This is a genomic window from Streptomyces iranensis, from assembly GCF_017874715.1.
Lineage (GTDB): Bacteria > Actinomycetota > Actinomycetes > Streptomycetales > Streptomycetaceae > Streptomyces > Streptomyces iranensis.
In genome coordinates, this window is the sequence record NZ_JAGGLR010000007.1 from 70,157 (window position 1) to 88,748 (window position 18,592).

Annotated in this window: 10 protein-coding genes; 5 read left to right on the plus strand and 5 right to left on the minus strand. The window is 71.3% G+C overall.

Annotated elements, in window-relative coordinates; translation table 11 throughout:
• Positions 1-5 precede the first annotated feature (5 nt).
• A complete protein-coding gene (locus J2Z30_RS14020; protein WP_044567794.1) occupies positions 6-7,409 on the minus strand; it encodes a type I polyketide synthase in 7,404 nt (2,467 codons plus the stop codon).
• Between the two features lie 252 nt (positions 7,410-7,661).
• Here J2Z30_RS14020 and J2Z30_RS14025 point away from each other — a divergent pair, with 252 nt between their 5' ends.
• The 4 genes from J2Z30_RS14025 to J2Z30_RS14040 all read left to right on the plus strand — a co-directional run bounded on the left by J2Z30_RS14025 (position 7,662) and on the right by J2Z30_RS14040 (position 12,224).
• Complete coding sequence (locus J2Z30_RS14025) at positions 7,662-8,474, plus strand: SAM-dependent methyltransferase (RefSeq protein ID WP_044567796.1); 813 nt, start codon at positions 7,662-7,664, stop codon at positions 8,472-8,474.
• A gap of 727 nt (positions 8,475-9,201) precedes the next feature.
• Positions 9,202-9,972, plus strand: a complete 771-nt coding sequence (locus J2Z30_RS14030; protein WP_044580889.1) for an AfsR/SARP family transcriptional regulator — start codon at positions 9,202-9,204, stop codon at positions 9,970-9,972.
• A gap of 18 nt (positions 9,973-9,990) precedes the next feature.
• Complete coding sequence (locus J2Z30_RS14035) at positions 9,991-10,230, plus strand: DUF5988 family protein (RefSeq protein ID WP_308279930.1); 240 nt, start codon at positions 9,991-9,993, stop codon at positions 10,228-10,230.
• Positions 10,231-10,316: 86 nt separating this feature from the next.
• Positions 10,317-12,224, plus strand: coding sequence for a Xaa-Pro dipeptidyl-peptidase (locus J2Z30_RS14040; RefSeq protein WP_044567798.1), 1,908 nt, complete (start codon positions 10,317-10,319; stop codon positions 12,222-12,224).
• 75 nt (positions 12,225-12,299) lie between these two features.
• On the opposite strand, the gene J2Z30_RS14045 is transcribed toward J2Z30_RS14040, so the two are convergent.
• The gene (locus tag J2Z30_RS14045) at positions 12,300-13,151 is read right to left on the minus strand and encodes a class I SAM-dependent methyltransferase (protein WP_044567799.1); all 852 of its coding nucleotides are present in this window, start codon (positions 13,149-13,151) and stop codon (positions 12,300-12,302) included.
• A 344-nt stretch (positions 13,152-13,495) separates the two neighbouring features.
• Entirely contained in the window at positions 13,496-13,633 is a 138-nt protein-coding gene (locus J2Z30_RS49525) for a hypothetical protein (protein ID WP_245387987.1), read from the minus strand.
• On the opposite strand from J2Z30_RS49525, the gene J2Z30_RS14050 reads away from it, so the two are divergent.
• Positions 13,632-14,657, plus strand: coding sequence for a CapA family protein (locus J2Z30_RS14050; protein ID WP_245387988.1), 1,026 nt, complete (start codon positions 13,632-13,634; stop codon positions 14,655-14,657). The genes J2Z30_RS49525 and J2Z30_RS14050 overlap by 2 nt on opposite strands.
• Positions 14,658-14,698: 41 nt before the next feature.
• On the opposite strand, the gene J2Z30_RS14055 is transcribed toward J2Z30_RS14050, so the two are convergent.
• Together J2Z30_RS14055 and J2Z30_RS14060 are read right to left on the minus strand one after the other, a co-directional pair.
• Positions 14,699-17,323 carry an ATP-dependent Clp protease ATP-binding subunit gene (locus tag J2Z30_RS14055; RefSeq protein ID WP_044567801.1) on the minus strand — a complete coding sequence of 875 codons (2,625 nt, stop codon included), beginning with the start codon at positions 17,321-17,323 and terminating at the stop codon, positions 14,699-14,701.
• A 110-nt stretch (positions 17,324-17,433) separates the two neighbouring features.
• Positions 17,434-18,492 carry a PP2C family protein-serine/threonine phosphatase gene (locus J2Z30_RS14060; protein WP_245387989.1) on the minus strand — a complete coding sequence of 353 codons (1,059 nt, stop codon included), beginning with the start codon at positions 18,490-18,492 and terminating at the stop codon, positions 17,434-17,436.
• Positions 18,493-18,592 lie beyond the last annotated feature (100 nt).

Genomic DNA, 18,592 nt, shown 5'->3' on the forward strand with positions numbered 1-18,592 from the left:
CACATTCAGGACACACCAAGCTCGTTGTCAATAAACTCAAGGACCTGATCCGCGGAGGCGGACTCCAGCCTTTGGGCCGCGCTCATTTCATCCGTCGGCTGCCGTGGCAATTGCGTGCTCGGAGGGACGATCGCGGTGGGGGCGGTGTCGGTACCGTCGGAGGTCAGCCGTCGCACAAGATGGTGGGCGATGCCTTCCGGGGTCGGATGTCTGAAGATCAGGGCCGCGGGCAGCCGCAGACCCGTGGCGGCCGCGAGGCGATCGCGCAGTTCGACGGCGGTCAGGGACTCGAAGCCCAGCTCCTTGAAGCTGGCGTCGGCGTGCACCGCCTCGGCATCGGTGTGTCCCAGCACGGTGGCGGCGTGGTCGCGCACCAGGCCGAGGAGGGTTCGATACCGCTCCACGGCCGACAGCCGGGCCAGCCGGGCGGCCCAGTCGACGGACGACGCTCCGGCGGCGGCCGCGGCGGCGGCGCGCCGCCGTACGCTTCCGCCACCGGCACTCTCACTCGCCATCGCCACTCGGCCGGTGTTCAGGGACCGCAGCTGATCGGCGTCGGCGTGGCGCAGCACCAGCGCGTCGATCGTCAGCACCGGGGCGCCCACGGCGTCCGCGACGACGACCCGCAGTTCACGCTCGGCCTCGGCCTCGCCCTCGGCCTCGGCGGTCCGCGGACGGGGGGTGAGTCGGACGCGTACGGCGGTGGGCTCGGCCGCCCACAGGGACACACCGCTGATGGTGAACGGCAGCCACATCCTGCCCTGGTCCTCCTCCCCCTGGGTCCGGGCCGTCCGGTCCATCGCGTCCATCGCGTCCATCGCGTCCATCAGCAGCGTCGGATGCAGCACCGCGTCCAGCAGGGCGGGGTGAATCCCGAACCCATCGGGCTCTCCCGCGGCCTTGGGCAGCTCCACATCGGCCAGCAGATCCGCGCCGTCCCGCCACACCGCGCGCAGCCCCCGGAAGGCGGCTCCGTAGGCGTATCCGGATGTGGCGATCCGTTCGTAGAACCCGTCGGTGTCGACCGGCCGCGCTCCGGGCGGCGGCCAGGTCCCGGGCAACTCCCCCGACCGGCTTTCCGGTACGGCGGGGCCGAGGACGCCCACGGCGTGGCACATCCAGTCGGTGTCGCCACCCGTGCGAAGGCCGTCGTCGGGGAGGGAGTAGATCGCGATGTCGCGGCGTCCGTCGTCGGCGGGCGGGCCCACCACCACCTGGACACACCGGCCGCCCGTCGCGGGCACCACCAGCGGCAGCCGCAGCGCGAGCTCCTCCACCGCGCCACAGCCTGCCTCGTCGGCCGCCCGCAGGGCCCACTCCACCAGCGCGGCTCCGGGCACCAGGGCCACGCCCGCCACCACATGGCCGGCGAGCCAGCCGTGCGTCTGCGGGGAGATACGTCCGGTCAGCACATGGCCGCTGCCGTCGGCGAGTCGCACCGCGGCGCCCAGCAGCGGATGGTCCGCGGCCACCAGGCCGAGGGCGGCGGGGTTCCCGCCGGACCCGGCGGGGGCGTCCAGCCAGTAACGTCGGCGCTGGAAGGCGTACGTGGGCAGATCGACCGTACGGGGCGTGGGGCCGGCCGGGAAGGCGGCCGACCAGTCCACCTCGGCCCCGGCGATGAACGCCTGCGCGACCGACTTCGTCAGCTGGGCCCGGTCTCCGTGGTCCCGCCGCAGCGTGGGCACCGCGGTGGCGCCGATCTCGGCGTGCTCGAAGCTCTCCCGCATCGCCATGGTGAGAACGGGATGGGTGCTGGACTCGATGAACACCCGATGCCCAGCCGCCAGCAACGCCTCGACGGCATCGGCGAACCGCACCCGCTCCCGCAGATTCCGCACCCAGTAGTCCGCGTCCAGGGTGGATACATCGGTCCGGCCGCCGGTCACGGTGGAGTAGAACACCACCCCGGAGGCTCCAGGCGTCCCGACCGTGTCAACTCCCCCGAGCAGCCTGGTCAGTTCGTCGGCGATCTCATCGACCTGGGGGCTGTGCGAGGCATAGTCCACCTCGATCATCCGCGCCCGCTCGCCCTCGTCCTGACACGCGGCCACCACAGTGGCCACCTGCTCCGGTGGCCCGGACACCACGGTGGACCCGGGCCCGTTCACCACCGCCACCACCACCGCGGCGGCCCGATCGCCGAGCCCGGTCAGCAGCTCCTCGGCCCGCTCATTGCCCAGTGCCAGCGAGGCCATGGCCCCGCCCCCGGCGAGTCGCCGCAGGGCCCGGCTGCGCAGCGCCACGACCTTCGCGCCGTCCTCCAGGGACAGCGCTCCGGCCACCACGGCCGCCGCGATCTCACCCTGGCTGTGGCCCACCACGGCGGCAGGGCACACACCGTACTCGGCCCATACGGCGGCCAGGGACACCATCGCCGCCCAGAGCACCGGCTGCACCACATCCACCCGGCTCAGCTCGGCGGCGTCTTCGGCTCCCCGCAGGACATCGGTGAGCGACCAGTCGACGTGGGGTGCGAGCGCCCGTTCGCACTCCGCCACGCGGGCGGCGAACACCGGTGAGGCGTCCAGCAGTCCGGCGCCCATCCCGGCCCACTGCGAGCCCTGCCCGGGGAACACCAGCACCGGACCCGTGTCCACTGCCGCGCCGGAGCGGATGGCACCCGGGCCCACCACACCCGGATGCGTCTCGTCGGCCGCCAACGCCTCGAGGGCGGCGGTGAGTTCGTCGCCATCCCCGACGACCACCACCGCGCGATGGTCGAACGCCGTCCGGGTGGTGATCAGTGACCAGCCCACGTCCCGGGGCGACAATGTGTCGTCGGCGGCCGTGTGGGCGGCCAGCTCCCGGGCCTGTCCCCGGAGGGCTTCGGCGCTGCGGGCGGACAGCACCCAGGGCACCGGCCGGTCGTCCTCGTCCGTCCGCGGACCGCTGGGGACGGATTCCGGCTCGGGGGCCTGCTCCACGATCAGATGTGCGTTGGTGCCACTGATGCCGAAGGAGGACACGCCCGCGCGGCGCGGGTGTCCGTCGCGCAGCCACTCCACCGGCTCGGTCAGCAGCCGTACCGCACCGCTGTCCCAGTTGACGTGGGGGCTGGGCGCGTCGATGTGCAAGGTGGCGGGCAGCAGTCCGTGCCGCATGGCCATCACCATCTTGATGACGCCCGCCACGCCGGCCGCGGCCTGGGTGTGGCCGATGTTGGACTTCAGCGAGCCCAGCCACAGGGGCCGTTCTTCGGGCCGCTGCTGCCCGTAGGTGGCGAGCAGGGCCTGAGCCTCGATCGGGTCCCCCAGGGTGGTTCCGGTGCCATGCGCCTCGACGGCGTCCACCTCGGACGGGGACAGCCGGGCGTCGGCGAGGGCCTGGCGGATCACCCGCTGCTGGGAGGGGCCGTTGGGCGCGGTCAGGCCGTTGGACGCGCCGTCCTGGTTGACGGCCGAGCCCCGGATCACCGCGCATACCCGGTGGCCGTTCCGCCGGGCGTCGGACAGCCGTTCCAGGAGCAGCAGGCCGACGCCCTCGCCCCATCCGGTGCCGTCGGCGGCGGCCGCGAAGGGCTTGCACCGGCCGTCGGGGGCCAGGCCGCGCTGGCGGGAGAAGCCGGTGAACATGCCGGGTGCGGCCATCACCGTCACCCCTCCGGCCAGGGCGAGCGCGCACTCGCCCTGCCGCAGTGCCCGCACCGCGAGATGGATGGCCACGAGCGACGACGAACACGCCGTGTCGACCGACACCGCGGGCCCTTCCAGGCCGAAGGTGAACGCCACCCGGCCGGACACCACGCTCGGGGTGCCGCCGGTCAGCAGATGGCCGTCGAGCCCCTTGGGCGCCTCGTGCAGCCGGGGGCCGTAGTCCTGGGGCATCACTCCGACGAACACCCCGGTGGGGCTGGACTGGAGGGTGGTGGAGCGGATGCCCGCCCGTTCGAAGGTCTGCCACGCGGTTTCCAGCAGCAGCCGCTGCTGTGGGTCGGTGGCCAGCGCCTCCCGGGGGCTGATCCCGAAGAACTCCGCGTCGAATTCCGGTGCGTCGTAGAGGAAGCCGCCCTCGTGGGCGTAGCTGGTGCCGGGGCGGTCCTGGTCGGGGTCGAAGAGTCCGGCCAGGTCCCAGCCGCGGTCCCGGGGGAACTCCCCGATCGCGTCGACGCCCTCGGCCACCAGCCGCCACAGTGCCTCGGGTGAGTCGACGCCGCCGGGGAAGCGGCAGCCCATGGCCACCACCGCGATCGGCTCGTCGGCGTCGCGCGGTACGGGGGCCGTTGCCGCGGGCGGGGTGGCGGCAGGGCTGGTGCGGGCCCGCAGATGGTCGGCGACGGCCAGGGGCGTGGGGTGGTCGAAGGTGAGCGTGGCGGTCAGGGGCAGCCCGGTGGCGGCGCCGAGCCGCTCGCTCAGTTCGGTCGCCGCGAGCGAGTCGAAGCCCAGTTCCTTGAAGGTCAGGCCGGGATCGATGGCGTCCGGCTCGGAGTGTCCGAGGACGAGGGCCACTTGGGTCCGCACGACCTCCAGCGGGTCCCGGTCCGGCCCCGTGTCGCCGGGCTCGGCCGTCTCTTCTACGGGCGCTGCCTGGTCCGGGGCATCCTCCGTCCCGGTGGTGTGAGTGCCCCGTGCGGTGGGTCCGGGTGTGGCGCCGGGCCAGTAGCGGGCCCGCTGGAAGGCGTACGTCGGCAGGGGGACGCGCTGCCGGGGGTCCCCGCCGCAGGCCCGGTCCCAGGCCACCTCGGCGCCGCGGACATACGCCTGGGCCATGGCGGCGGCGAAGGTGCGCGCTTCGGGGCGGTCGCGGCGCAGCGCCGCCACGGCGGCCGGGCGTGGCCGCCCGGGGGCGGGGCCGGGCCGTGCGGCGAGGCATTCGCGGGTCATTGCGGTGAGCGGGGCGTCCGGCCCGAGTTCGAGGAAGGTGGTGACACCGGCGTCGAGGAGGATGTGCACACCGTCCATGAAGCGCACCGCGTGGCGGGCGTGCCGGGCCCAGTAGTCCGGTGCGGCGAGCTCCGAGGCGGTGGCGAGCCGTCCCGTCACGTTGGAGACGAGGGGGATGGCCGGTGCGGAGAAGGTCAGTCCGGAGGCGACGGCGCGCAGTTCGTCGAGCATGGAGTCCATGTGCGGCGAGTGGAAGGCGTGGCTGACCTTCAGCGGCCGGGCCTTGCGGCCACGCTCGCGCCACGCGGCGACGGACGCGTGGACGGCGTCGTGGTCACCCGAAATCACCACGGAGGACGGGCCGTTGACGGCGGCGAGGTCCAGCCGGTCCTCCCATCCGGCGAGCAGTCCGGCGGCCTCGTCCGGGTCGGCCTGGAGGGCGGCCATGGCACCCGTCGCCGTGATCGACTGCATCAACCGGCCGCGGGCGGCCACCAGGGTGCAGGCGTCGGACAGGGTGAGCACACCGGCCACATGGGCCGCGGCGATCTCGCCGACCGAGTGGCCCATCAGATGGCCGGGGGTGAGACCCCAGGACTCGGCCAGCCGGTAGAGGGCCACCTCGATGGCGAACAGCGCGGGCTGGGTGTACGAGGTGCGGTCGAGCAACGCCGCTCGCGGGGACGGGAGTTGGGTGAACATGACCTCGCGCAACGGCTCTGCCAACTGCCCGTCCAGACAGTCGCACACCTCGTCCAGCGCCGCCGCGAAGACCGGATGGGCGCCGTACAGTTCACGGCCCATGGCCGCCCGCTGGCTGCCCTGGCCGCTGAAGAGGACGGCGAGACCGCCGTCCGTGGCGCTGCCTCGCACCACTCCGGCGGCCTCCGTGCCGTTGGCCAGCGCGTCCAGCCCGCTCAGCAGCTCGTCGGCGCCCTCGCCGAGGATCACGGCGCGGTGGCCGAAGGCCGTCCGAGTAGTCGCCAGGGAGTGTCCGATGTCGGCCGGGGAGCGGCCGTCGTGGTCGGTCATATGGTCCCGCAGCCGCCCGGCCTGGGCACGCAGCGCCGCGGGGGCCTTCGCGGAGATCGGCCAGGCCACGATCGGGGGCGTGGGGGCGTCGGCGGTTACGGACGTGGATACGGGCGCGGGTACAGGAACGGGCGCGGGTACGGGTACGGGAACGGGCGCCGACGCGGGTGCTTCGCCCAGGACGAGGTGGCAGTTGGTGCCGCCCATGCCGAAGGAGCTGACCCCGGCGAGCAGCGGGCGGTCCGGACGGGGCCACTCGCTGAGCCGGTCCTGGACCCGCAGTCCGAGTTCGGCCAGCGGGATCCGCGGGTTCGGGGTGGTGAAGTGGAGGCTGGGCGGCAGCAGTCGGTGGGTGATGCCGAGGGCGGTCTTGAGCAGTCCGACGATGCCCGCGGCGCCCTCGAGGTGGCCCACGTTGGTCTTGGCGGAGCCGACGAGCAGTGGTGTGCCGTCCGTCCGTACGGTCCCGAGCGCGGCGCCGAGCGCCGCCGCCTCGACGGGGTCGCCGACGGGGGTTCCGGTGCCGTGCAGCTCGACGTACTGAACCTCGCCGGGTGAGACTCCGGCCCGCCGGTGGGCGGTGCGCACCACGTCCTCCTGGGCCGCCGGGCTGGGGGCCGTCAGCCCGTCCGTGGCGCCGTCGTTGTTGATGGCGCTCGCGTGGATGACGCAGTACACCGGGTCGCCGTCGCGTACCGCCGCGGCGAGTGGCTTGAGGAGGACCGCCGCGCCGCCCTCGCCACGGACGAAGCCGTTGGCGCGGGCGTCGAAGGTGTGGCAGCACCCGTCCGGGGAGAGCCCGCCGAACTGGGCGGCGGCGGCCGCCATGCTGTCCTCGGTGAGGATGAGGTTGACGCCCCCGGCCAGGGCCAGGGCGCACTCCTGGCGGCGCAGACTCTCGCAGGCGGTGTGCACGGCCACCAGCGAGGAGGACTGTGCGGTGTCCACGGTGAGGCTGGGGCCGCGCAGACCGTAGCCGTAGGAGATCCGGTTGGCGATGATGCTGCGGTGGACACCGGTCATGGCGTGCCGGGTGGCCGCGGTGGCGTCCCGGCGCAGGAGGGCGGCGTACTCGTCCCAGATGGCGCCGACGAACACACCGGTCGGGCTGTCCTTCAGCGTTCCGGGCCGGATTCCCGCGTCCTCGAACGCCTCCCAGGCGAGTTCGAGCATCAGCCGCTGCTGGGGGTCCATGGCTGTGGCCTCGCGGGGCGAGATGCCGAAGAAGGAGGCGTCGAAGGTGTCGACGCGGTCCAGGAAGCCGCCGTACCAGGTCGGCGCCGGCCGGTCGGGGCCGTCGCTGACGGGACCGTCGGTGGCGGCGCCCTCGGTGGCGGCGCCCTCGGTGGCGGCGCCCTCGGTGGCGGCGCCATCCGTAGCGGAGGCGCCGGTCCGGCGGCGGTCGTCCGGCATGGCGGTGATGGCGTTCCCGCCCTGCCGGAGCAGCCGCCAGAAGGCCGACGGGCTGGGTGCGTGCGGCAGGCGGCAGGCCATTCCCACCACGGCGATGGGCTCCGCGTGCTGAGGTGTGCGGGTGGGCTCGTCGCTATCCATCGCACCCCATACGGCGCTCGGAGAACAGCTGCGTGTTCGTGGTCATGGGCGGCACTCCCGCTCCGGATTGATGATCGGTGCGAGCACGTGGCCCATCGTGGGGCGCGGTTCTAAAGCAAGACCAAATAGGCCACGGCCGGTGACTTTAGAGACGCGTTACCGGAACCCCGGACGATCGCTTGAGCGGGTGAGCCTCTACGTGCCCTGGGCCGACCCGATCTTTCGAGCTTTCGAGCACACAGGAGGAGTGCCATGACCTCTCCCTCGGCCGTGCCGCCAGGCGGCACGGTGTCGGACTACTACAGCTCGCTGGGCCCGCTTCTGCAGATGGCGTGGGACGACAACTTCCACTTCGGCTACTGGGACGGCCCGTCCGATATCCGTTCGGTCCAGGAGGCCACCGATCGCTTCACGGATCTGCTGATCGAACGGCTGCGGGTGGGGCCGGGAGACCGGGTGCTGGATGTCGGCTGTGGCATCGGGAAACCGGCGATGCGACTGGCGTCCGCCACCGGCGCCAATGTCCTGGGCGTCACGATCAGCGAGCTCCAGGTCAAACAGGCGACCGAGTCCGCCCGGCTGGCCGAGCTGTCCGACCGGGTGGCATTCCAATACGCCGACGCCATGGCGATGCCTTTCGACGACGCGGCTTTCGACGCCGTACTCGCATTCGAATCGATCAATCACATGGACCGTCCGACGGCGCTGCGGGAGATGGCCCGTGTGCTGCGGCCGGGAGGCCGGGTGGTGCTCACGGATGTCACCCCGCCGAGCGACGGCAGTTATCAACCGGACGACGATCCCGCCGTGGTCACCTCGCTGACCCGGCTGGAGGACTGGCCCGGTCTGGTCGGTGACGCCGGGCTGGTGCTCGATGAGCTGACCGATGTCACCGAGAACACCAAGGACACCGCCAACCGCATGATCGACGGCATCCTGCGCTGTCGCCGGGAGTTCGAGGCGCGCCACGGGGTCAGCGTGCAGGAGGTGCTGGACGCCGCCAAGTCGGCGCTGCCCACCGTGCCCAGCGCCGGCTGCGCCATCGTGGTGGCCCATAAGCCCTGAATCGACGGCAAACCTGTCGGTTATTCGAGAACCCTTCATGGGTCCCGCGCAGACGGAATTCTCCGCTCCTCATCAAAGTGACGCCAAGGGGCCCATGATCTCGCAAGATACGCTTGTCCCGGCCGATGTGATCCGCGTATTCTCCTTCGCGGACTGCAACACCTCAAGTGCGGGATATCCGGACTCCGATCTTCCGGACCGTATTGCGAATACCCGCTCCGCACCGTCGGGGACGCCGCCTCGAGGGCGCGTATATCCGGATTCTAGGTGAGGTGGGTAGTCATAGGACTCGCTTACGATGTGGGGCACCTGCCGAAGGCGTCGATCTCGTCCATCCCCTGATTCCTCGGCAGGTCCGCAACAAAAGAGGGGTGAGTAATGGCAGTCGCGAACGGCGTGCGTCAGTGGATCCGGCGGCACCGCCCGTCCCCGACCAGTACGGCGCGGTCGGACCACTTTCCACACGCAAGCGGCTCGGCAAGCGCCCACTTCCCATCCCCTTCGGGGCCACCGGACTCCGGGGACGTGACAATTCCAGCGCGCCACCCGGACGGCATGGGTCGACGATCCGCATGGACCGCCAGAGCCCGCCCCGCACACGCGTTCGCCTCCGGAAGCAGACCGCCCTCGAAATCGAGAGAACACACAGACAACCCCGCGGGCAATTCCGGCAAAGACGCCGACTGTCCCATGACCGCACTCGTCGGCGACTCGGATGGGGCACATCGTGCGATATGAGATCATGGGACCTCTCCGCGTAGTGGAAGAGGAGAGGAAATTAACTGTCAGGGCGCGGAAGATCGAGGTCCTGTTGACCGTCCTCCTCGTCCGCGCCGACCAAGTGGTCCCGATCGACCAGCTCATCACGGAGATCTGGGGAGAGGACCCGCCGCGCCGGGCGGTCGCCGGGCTTCATGTGTATGTCTCCCAGATCCGTAAGTTCCTGCGCCGACCCGACCAGAACGAGAGTCCCGTTATCACCCGCCCGCCGGGATATGTCCTGCGGCTGGGCCACGACCGCCTCGACTTCCACTGCTTCGAGCGGCTGGTGTGCGAGGGGCGGGACCATCTGCGGGAGCGGCGTTACCAGCAGGCCACGGCGACTTTCGAAAACGCGCTCGATCTCTGGCGCGATCCATTGCTGGACGACGTATGCCATGGGCCGATCCTCGAAGGCTTTCAGACCTGGCTGAAGGAAGCCCGGCTGGAATGCGTCGAGATGCTGACGGATTCCCGGCTCATGCTCGGCCGTCATCGAGAGCTGGTGAGCGATCTGTATCAGCTGACCACCGAACATCCCTTGCGGGAGGCACTGCACCGTCAGTTGATGCTGGCGCTCTACCGATGTGGCCGCCGGGCGGACGCCTTGCATGTGTATCAATCGGCGCGCAAGACGCTCAATGAGGAGCTCGGGCTCGAGCCGTGCCGGGCCCTGCAGGACATGCAGCAGGCCATCCTCACCTCGGATGACCGACTGGAACTGCATGTTCCCGCTTGAGGAGGACCGCGTAAGGAGGTGGAGACATTGAGCGAACACGTCAGTTATCTGTCCGAGGGCAGTCCGATCGAGGTCGTCCTCGAAGGCGGACCGGAGGATCTGCCCCGGGCATTCAGGACCGGGCGGTCGACGCTCACCAGCAAGAAGCTCAAAATCCAGCACCGCAACGGATACGAGCACTTCGAACTCGTCAACGATTCCGCCGACATCACCACAGCGATCTTTCGCTGGACCATGCGTACGAAAATCGCCGAGTAGCCTCCATGGCTCCGGAACCCCGGGATCGCCGACCGGCCACGGCCGGCCGGTGGTCCCGGGGCGGGGGCCGTGGCCAGGAGGTCCGTATGCGCACTTCACGATGGCGCGGGGTCGCGATCGCCGCGCTCACGATGTCGACAGCCCTTGCCGCGCTGCCCGCCGGGCCCGCGTCGGCCAGGACATCCGCCGCCCCCGCCACCAAGGTGGTGGACGGCCGCACTCAGCCGGTGTTCTCCTACGCGGACGCCGTACGTGAGCATCTGATGGTCCAAACGCCGGTCGACAGTGACGGCGATGGCCACAAGGACCGGGTCGCGGTGGACATCATCCGGCCCAAGGAGACCCAGCAGGGTCTGAAGGTGCCGGTCATCATGTCGTCCAGCCCCTACAACGACACCGTGGGCCGTGGCTTCGAGTCGGAGCGCAAGGCCTACGACGCCCAGGGCAACCCGGCCAAGTTCCCTCTCTTCTATGACAATTACTTCGTACCGCGCGGCTACGCCGTGGTCGATGTCGATGTGACCGGTACCGGCAGATCCGACGGCTGTCTGACGGTCGGCGGCGCCGCCGATGTGGCGGCCGCCAAGGCCACCATCGACTGGCTCGGCGGCCGCGCCACCGCGTACGCGGCCGACGGCGGCGAGGTGAAGGCCTCCTGGTCCACCGGAAAAGTGGGCATGATCGGCCACTCGTACGAGGGCATGCTGGCCAACGCGGTGGCGGGCACCGGGGTGGAGGGGCTGGAGACCATCGTCCCGATCTCCGGAGTCAGTTCCTGGTACGAGTTCGCCCGCACCAACGGCGCCAAGCACTGGAACGGTTTCGCCTCGTATCTGACCATCGCGCTGGACACCGACCCGCCCCAGAAGTGCCAGGCGGTGCGCGAGCGGTTGCAGGCCGGTGAGGACGACGCCACCGGCGACTACAACGCCCACTGGCGTGAGCGCGATTACATCGCACGGCCCGCGCCCGAGGTGAACAAGGTGCGCGCGAGCGTCCTCGCCGCGCATGACATCAACGACTACAACATCCGTATCGACCAGCTCGCGAACTGGTGGGGTGCGCTGGCCGAGCGCGGGGTGCCACGCAAGCTGTGGCTGGGCCGCTACGGCCACACCGATCCGTTCGACTGGCCCGGTCGGCGCGCGCAGTGGGTCGACACCGTGCACCGGTGGTTCGACCACTGGCTGTACGGCATCCGGAACGGAATCATGGACGAGCCCCGCGTCGATCTGCAGACCGGCCCGGACACCTGGACCACCCAGGCCGACTGGCCCGCGGGCACCTCCTCGGTCCCCCTGCATCCAGGGCCCGACGGCTCGCTGGCCCTGAGCCCCGCGAGCGGTACCGGATCCTTCACCGACACCAAGCTGAGCGAGGCGGATCTCACCGCCGACTCGGCGGCGGACCGCCCTGACCGGCTGGCCTTCCTCACCCCGCCGCTGCGCACCGGGGTACGGCTCTCCGGCACACCCACCGCCGATCTGCGGGTCACGCTCGACAAACCGACGTCGAACCTCACCGCGCTGCTCGTGGACTACGGCGAGGACGAACGGATCGACTGGAACCGCAACGAACCCCAGAACCGGATCCACGACGGTCTGCGGGGGCTGGACGAGGAGTCCTGCCACGGGGAGAGCACCGCCCAGGACGACGCCTGCTACCAGCGGACCGCCAATGTGACGGCGCGCAAATCCTCCGAGGTGATCGCCCGGGGCTGGATGGACGCCCAGAACCGCCACTCGCTCACCACCCCCGAGCCACTCACCCCCGGCCGGTCCTACCGGATCACCTGGAAGACCCTGCCGGGCGACTACGAGATCAAGCCGGGCCATCGGCTGGGGCTGGTCCTCGGCGGCACCGACGCCGACTTCCTCTACTTCGAGGACGCGACCGGCGCGAAGGTGACGGTGGACCTGGGTGGCAGCCGGGTCACCGTACCGGTGACCTCCGCCGATAGGATCCGCAACTCCCTTCGCCGAAGGGCGCGTTGACGAGGCTCCGGGCCGCCGCCACCGGCGGTCCGGGCCCAGTCCCGCAGCCAGGCGCTCAGCCCCGCCTCCCCGCGCTCAGCCCTGTGTCCAGGCGTGAATCACATGGGCACCGAGGTCCGCGTGCCCCCCGGCCGTGCGGTGGCCGCTCTCGTACCGGGCCGTGAGGTCGCGGTAGCGGATGTCCTCCCTCGCGGAGAAGCCCAGCTGGCGCAGTTCATCCGCGAGCTCGTCCGGGGTGAAGAAGCTGAGGAAGGGCTCACCGGCCTCGGCGGCCCACGCCGCGCGCGCCTCGTGCACGGCACGTTGCTCCGGTGGCAGCGCGTCCGGCGGCTCGCCGTAGTCGAAGACCACGCCCGAGCCGTCCGGCAGTGCCGCGATGAAGCGGAGCGTGTCCAGTACGGCGGTGTGCGTCAGATACGGCACCACCCCGAGCCAGACGAAGAACGCCGGGCGGGCCGGGTCGAAGCCCGCCGCCGTCAGCCCGTCGGCCAGGCTCTGCCGCTCGAAGTCCACCGGCGCGAAGGTCAGTGACGGCGGTACGGGGATCTCCGCGGCGGCCAACCGGTCGCGCTTCCACTCCTGGGTGGCGGGATGGTCCACCTCGAACACCCTGAGGCCGTCCGCCTCGTACGGATTGCGGCAGCCGAAGGTGTCCAGTCCCGCCCCGAGTGCCACCGCCTGCCGTGCCCCGCGTGCCACGGCCGCCGCGACGGCGTCCTCGGCGAACCGCGTACGGGCGGCCACTGACAGCCGCACATCCTCGCGCTCGGGGTGGAAGGCCGCCTCGAGGACGGGGGCGTCCGCGTCGGCGGCGAGGATACGGAGCGCCAGCGGGTCGTAGAACACCCGGCCACCCTCAAGCTCCTGGTGGGCCGCGCGGAACGCGGCCGCGCCGCGGGCGGTGATGCTGGGCCGGCCGATCTGCATGGAACGTCCTCCCCCGAGGTCCCACCGCGGATGCCGCGAGCGACACCTCCATGGTGTCAGCTCCGCACCCCGCTCGCACCGCTAACGGCCCTTGTTCACAGGGGAGTTACGCGACGAACAGCCGCCCCGGCCGTGGCGCCGCGCGGCGGGCGCGCATTGTCCCATCGATGGACTCCGGACAGGGGTTGGCCGGGCCCATCGGGTGCAACCGGTCGGCCGAACCGGTGAAGCTCCGCACCACTCCGCAAGCCCCGCTGCTGTCGTGCAATAAATACGACAATCCGACAATCAGAACAAAAGGGGTCCGGTATGGCCCGGACCAGTGCGGAGTGCACCGTGTCCCATCACCCACGCCATCGGACGGCGCTTCTCGCCGTCGCCCTGCTCGGCACCGCCACCGCGTGCGGCAGCGGGACACCGGCCGCCCCGAAGGCCGAGGCGAAGCCCTCGAGGACCTCGGCGGTGGCCAGGAGCGGGTCCATGAAGAACTTCACCCTCGTGGCCACCGGCGATCTGCTGGTGCACGCCTCGGTCATCCGGCAGGCGAAAGCGGACTCGGGCGGTGAGAGCTATGACTTCCGGCGCATGATCCGGGCGGCCGCGCCCATCGTCGCCCAGGCCGACCTGGCCATCTGCCATATGGAGACCGTCTACGGGGCCACCCAAGGGCCGTTCACCGGCTATCCGACCTTCAAGACGCCTCCGCAGCTCGCCTCGGCCGTGAAGGACATCGGCTACGACTCCTGCTCCACCGCCTCCAACCACACCCTCGACGCCGGTCCGGAGGGAGTGGTCCGCACCCTCGACGCCATGGACAAGGCCGGGCTCAAGCACGCCGGGTCGGCCCGCTCCGCCGCGGAGAGCGTCCGTCCCACGATCATGGAGGCCGGTGGCGCCAAGGTGGCCCATCTGGCCTACGCCTACGGCACCAACGGCATCCCGGTCCCCAAGGGCAAACCGTGGCTGGTCAACCTCATCGATCCGGCACGCATCATCAAGGACGCGCGGGCCGCGCGGCGCGCCGGGGCCGATGTGGTCGTCGTCAGCGTGCACTGGGGCACCGAGTGGCAGCAGGCGCCGGACAAGCTCCAGCTCTCACTCGCCAAGAAGCTCACCGCCTCCAAGGACGGCGGCCGCCGCGACATCGACCTGATCATCGGCACCCACGCCCATATCCCCCAGGCGTACGAGAAGGTCAACGGCACCTGGGTGGTCTACGGCATGGGCGACCAGATCGCGGGGGTCATGCCCGACAAGCGGGGCCAGATGGGCTCGGCGGCGCGCTTCACCTTCACCCCGCCCTCCGCCCCGGGCAGGGCGTGGCAGGTGAAGAAGGCGGAGTACATCCCGCACGCCGTGGACAACGACCCGATCACCCTGGTGAACCTTCCCCGGGCCCTGCGGAAGAGCCCCGGCAACCCGGGTTACACCAGTGCCCTGAGCACCATCCAGGAGGCGGTGCTCAGCCGGGGCGGCAAGAAGGACGGCCTGTCCATGGGGCGTTGACCGGGCTCGCCCCGGGTGGCGCTACCGCTCCCCGGGTGGCGCTACCGCTCCGGCTGCTCCGTCCCGCCCGGCCGCTCCGTGTGGCCCGGCGGACCGAGCTGACCCGTCGGCTCGGTGGCCTCCTGTGTGTGGAAGGTCAGCCGGTCGTCGTGCACATCGACCCGGACCTGGCTGTGCGCGGGCAGCTCGCCGCCGAGCAGCATCCGGGAGAGCGGATTGTCGACCTCGCGCTGGATGGTGCGGCGCAGCGGCCGGGCGCCGTACTCCGGCTGGTGTCCGTGGGTGGCCAGCCAGTCGACGGCGGCCAGGGTGAACTCCACGCCGACGTCCTGGGCGTGCAGCCGGCGCCGGGTCTCCTCCAGCAGCACATCGGCGATCTGCCGCAGCTGGTCGTCGGCGAGCCGGCGGAAGATGATGATCTCGTCGATACGGTTGAGGAACTCCGGCCGGAAGTGCTCCCGCAGCGGGCGCAGCACCCGCTCCCGGCGCGCCGCGTTGTCGGCCTCCTCGTCACCGCCGCCGCCGAAGCCCAGAGGGCCACCGCGGCCGGTGATGGTCTCCGAGCCGAGGTTGCTGGTCATCACGATGACGGTGTTCTTGAAGTCGATGGTGCGGCCCTGGGCGTCCGTCAGCCTGCCGTCGTCGAGCACCTGGAGCAGGATGTTGAAGACATCGGGGTGGGCCTTCTCCACCTCGTCCATGAGCAGCAGCGAGTAGGGCTGGCGGCGCACCGCCTCGGTGAGCTGTCCGGCCTCCTCGTGCCCGACGTATCCGGGTGGCGCGCCGACCAGCCGGCTGACGGTGTGCTTCTCCTGGTACTCGCTCATGTCGAGGCGGACCATGCGGTCCTCGCTGCCGAAGAGCGCCTCGGCCAGTGCGCGGGCGAGTTCGGTCTTGCCGACGCCGGTGGGGCCGAGGAAGAGGAAGCTGCCGCTGGGGCGGTTGGGGTCGGCGAGTCCGGCGCGGGCGCGCAGGACCGCGTCGGCCACGGCGGACACGGCCTCCTCCTGCCCGACCACCCGGCGGTGGAGGTGCTCCTCCAGGCTCAGCAGCCGTTCGCGCTCCTCCTGGGTGAGGCTGGAGACGGGGATCCCGGTCTGCCGGGAGACGATCTCGGCGATGTCCTCGACGGTGACCTCGGCGACGCGCCCGCCGTGGTACTGCGTTCCGGATGCCTGCGCGATCCGGTTGTTCAGCTCGGCGATCCGGTCCCGCAGGGAGGTGGCGCGTTCATAGCTCTCGGATGCGACGGCCTGGTCCTTGTCCCGGGTGAGCTGCTCGACCTCCCGCTCCAGGGCGCGCAGATCGGTGCCGCGGGCGCTGGAGCGCAGCCGTACCCGGGCCCCCGCCTGGTCCATGAGGTCGATGGCCTTGTCGGGCAGGAAACGGTCGGTCAGATAGCGGTCGGACAGCTCGACGGCGGCGAGCAGGGCCTCGTCGGTGTAGCGGACCTGGTGATGGGCCTCGTAGCGGTCACGGAGGCCGCGCAGGATGGCGACGGCGTCCGCGGAGGTCGGCTCGGGGACCATGATGGGCTGGAAGCGGCGGGCGAGCGCGGCGTCCTTCTCGATGTACTGGCGGTACTCCCGGAGGGTGGTCGCGCCGATCACATGCAGTTCGCCGCGGGACAGCGCGGGTTTGAGAAGGTTGCTGGCGTCCATCTGGCCGCCCTCGGAGCCACCGCCGCCGGCGCCGACCACCGTGTGCAGCTCATCGATGAAGATGATCAAGTCGTCGGAGTTGGCGCGGATCTCGTCGACGATGCTGGTGACGCGCTGCTCGAAGTCGCCGCGGAAGCGGGTGCCGGCCACGACGCTCGCGATGTCGAGCTGGACGACGCGGCGGCCGAGCAGGATGTCCGGCACATCGGCGTCGGCGATCCGCTGGGCGAGCCCTTCGACGACGGCCGTCTTGCCGACTCCGGCCTCGCCGATGAGGACGGGGTTGTTCTTGCCGCGCCTGGCGAGCACCTCGATGCTCTGCTCGATCTCCTCGTCGCGGCCGATCACCGGGTCGATCCGCCCCTCGCGGGCCAGTTCGGTCAGGTCGCGGCCGAACCGGTCGAGGTTCGGGGTCTTCCGCTGGTCCATGACGGGCCTCTGGTCTGCCGTGGGGGCGCTCGGGGTGAGGCCGCCGGTCGGCGGGCCGGGGGCCCGGGGTTCGAAGCGGGCGGCGCCCAGGATCTGCCCGGCGGTGGACTCACGGTTGGCGGCGAGCGCGATCAGTACGTGTTCGGGGCCGATGTACGAGGCGCCGCGCGAGCGGGCTATCTCATGGGCGTCGAGCAACGCACGTTTGACGGCCGGGGTGACGGCGACCGAGTTGCGCGGCGGCCCGCCGCCCGCCTCCCGGTCGATCTCGGCGGCGATCCGGTCGGGGTCGGCTCCGGCGCGCGAGACCATGGTGCGGGTGGGCTCGGCGGAGAGCGCCGCCCGCAGCAGATGTTCGGTGTCGAGGTCGGTACTGCCGTGTTCGGCGGCGTAGGAGGCGGCGGCCGAGACGAGATGGCGTGCGTTCTCGCTCATCAGCCGGCCGAAGTCGACATGGCGTGAATCGGGCCGCCGCCCGGCCGGCCCGGTTCCGAGGAAGCGTGCGAGGAAGTCGCCGAGTGGATCCGGCCCGAAGTCCTCGGGGCCCTGATTCGGGCCCTCGTTCCCGCTGCCCATATGACCAGTTTACGAGCGATCGAGGCCGATGTCCGTTCCTGGGCGGTGCCGCGAGCGGACACCGCGGCCCGGCCACGGCTTCCGGGCGGCGCCCGGCGCCACCGGGTGCGTCAGCGCTCCACCCGATGGCGTTCGAGGACGACCAGGGCGGCGTCGTCGCCCTGGTGTCCTCCTGTGTGGCTGAGCAGATCGCGGTGCAGACGGTCGACGAGGTACTGGGGGCCGCCGCCGTCCGCTCCGGGGAGCCGCTCGGCGAGCGGGAAGAAGGCGCCCTCGCTGTTTCGCGCCTCGACCACCCCGTCGGTGTAGAGCAGCAACTGATCGCCCTCGTCGAACGGGAAGTCCTCGGTGTGGTAGCGGCCGGCCGCCAGGTGGCCGAGGCCCAGCGGCAGTGCGGGCGCCTGGCCCTCCAGGGCCTTGACCCCGGAGTCGCACAGCAGGAGCGGCGGCGGATGCCCGCAGTTGACGAGGCGGACCACCGGCCGGTCGTCGGGGATCTCCAGCACGGCGGCGGTGACGAACGACTCCCCCGCCCCGGGCTCCTTGTCACGGGGTTCGGTCCGCTCCGCGGACAGCGCGGTGTCCAGGTGGGACGCCAGATCGGTCAGCGGTACGGGCCAGTGGGCGATCGCGCGGAAGGCGCCGAGCACCAGGGAGGCGTCCGCGACGGCGGTCAGCCCACTGCCCCGGACATCGCCGATGATCAGCCGGGTGGCGTTCGAGGTGCGCGCCGCCGCGTACAGATCGCCGCCGATCTCCGCCCCCGGCTCGGCCGCGAGGTAGACCGAGGCGATCAGCAGCGGGCCGACCCTGACAGGGAGCGGGCGCAGCAGCACCCGCTGCGCCACATCGGCCACCGCCCGCACCCGGTTCAGCTCGCGCATGTGCCGGTCGAGAACCGCCCGGAACAGCACGATCATCGCCGAGACCAGGGCCAGGGTGATCACCTCGGTCAGGCGGCCGGGAAGGCCGAGGAACCCCTCCGAGGCGTTCGCCGCGATCTGCGCGACGACGGCCAGCAGCCCGACGCACGCGGTGAGCACCGGACCGGCGAACGATGCGGTCATGGCGGGGGCGGCGATCAGCAGCGGGCTGAGCCGGACATTTGCCGGTGCCAGCACATCGCCGAGCGTGATCAGCCCGATGACCAGCAGGGGGATCACGACCAAGACGCGGGTCCGCCACCTTGGCCGGCGCAGATCCGAGGGACCTTGCCGCAAGTGCACATCTACTGCTTACGCCTGCCGTGGCCCCCGCGCCAACCCGCCG

Bases quoted from the DNA above. Each gene is read 5' to 3' on its own strand.
- J2Z30_RS14020 (WP_044567794.1), bottom strand. From the start codon at position 7,409: ATGGATAGCGACGAGCCCACCCGCACACCTCAGCACGCGGAGCCCATC.
- J2Z30_RS14025 (WP_044567796.1), top strand. From the start codon at position 7,662: ATGACCTCTCCCTCGGCCGTGCCGCCAGGCGGCACGGTGTCGGACTAC.
- J2Z30_RS14040 (WP_044567798.1), top strand. From the start codon at position 10,317: ATGCGCACTTCACGATGGCGCGGGGTCGCGATCGCCGCGCTCACGATG.
- J2Z30_RS14045 (WP_044567799.1), bottom strand. From the start codon at position 13,151: ATGCAGATCGGCCGGCCCAGCATCACCGCCCGCGGCGCGGCCGCGTTC.
- J2Z30_RS14050 (WP_245387988.1), top strand. From the start codon at position 13,632: ATGAAGAACTTCACCCTCGTGGCCACCGGCGATCTGCTGGTGCACGCC.
- J2Z30_RS49525 (WP_245387987.1), bottom strand. From the start codon at position 13,633: ATGGACCCGCTCCTGGCCACCGCCGAGGTCCTCGAGGGCTTCGCCTCG.
- J2Z30_RS14055 (WP_044567801.1), bottom strand. From the start codon at position 17,323: ATGGGCAGCGGGAACGAGGGCCCGAATCAGGGCCCCGAGGACTTCGGG.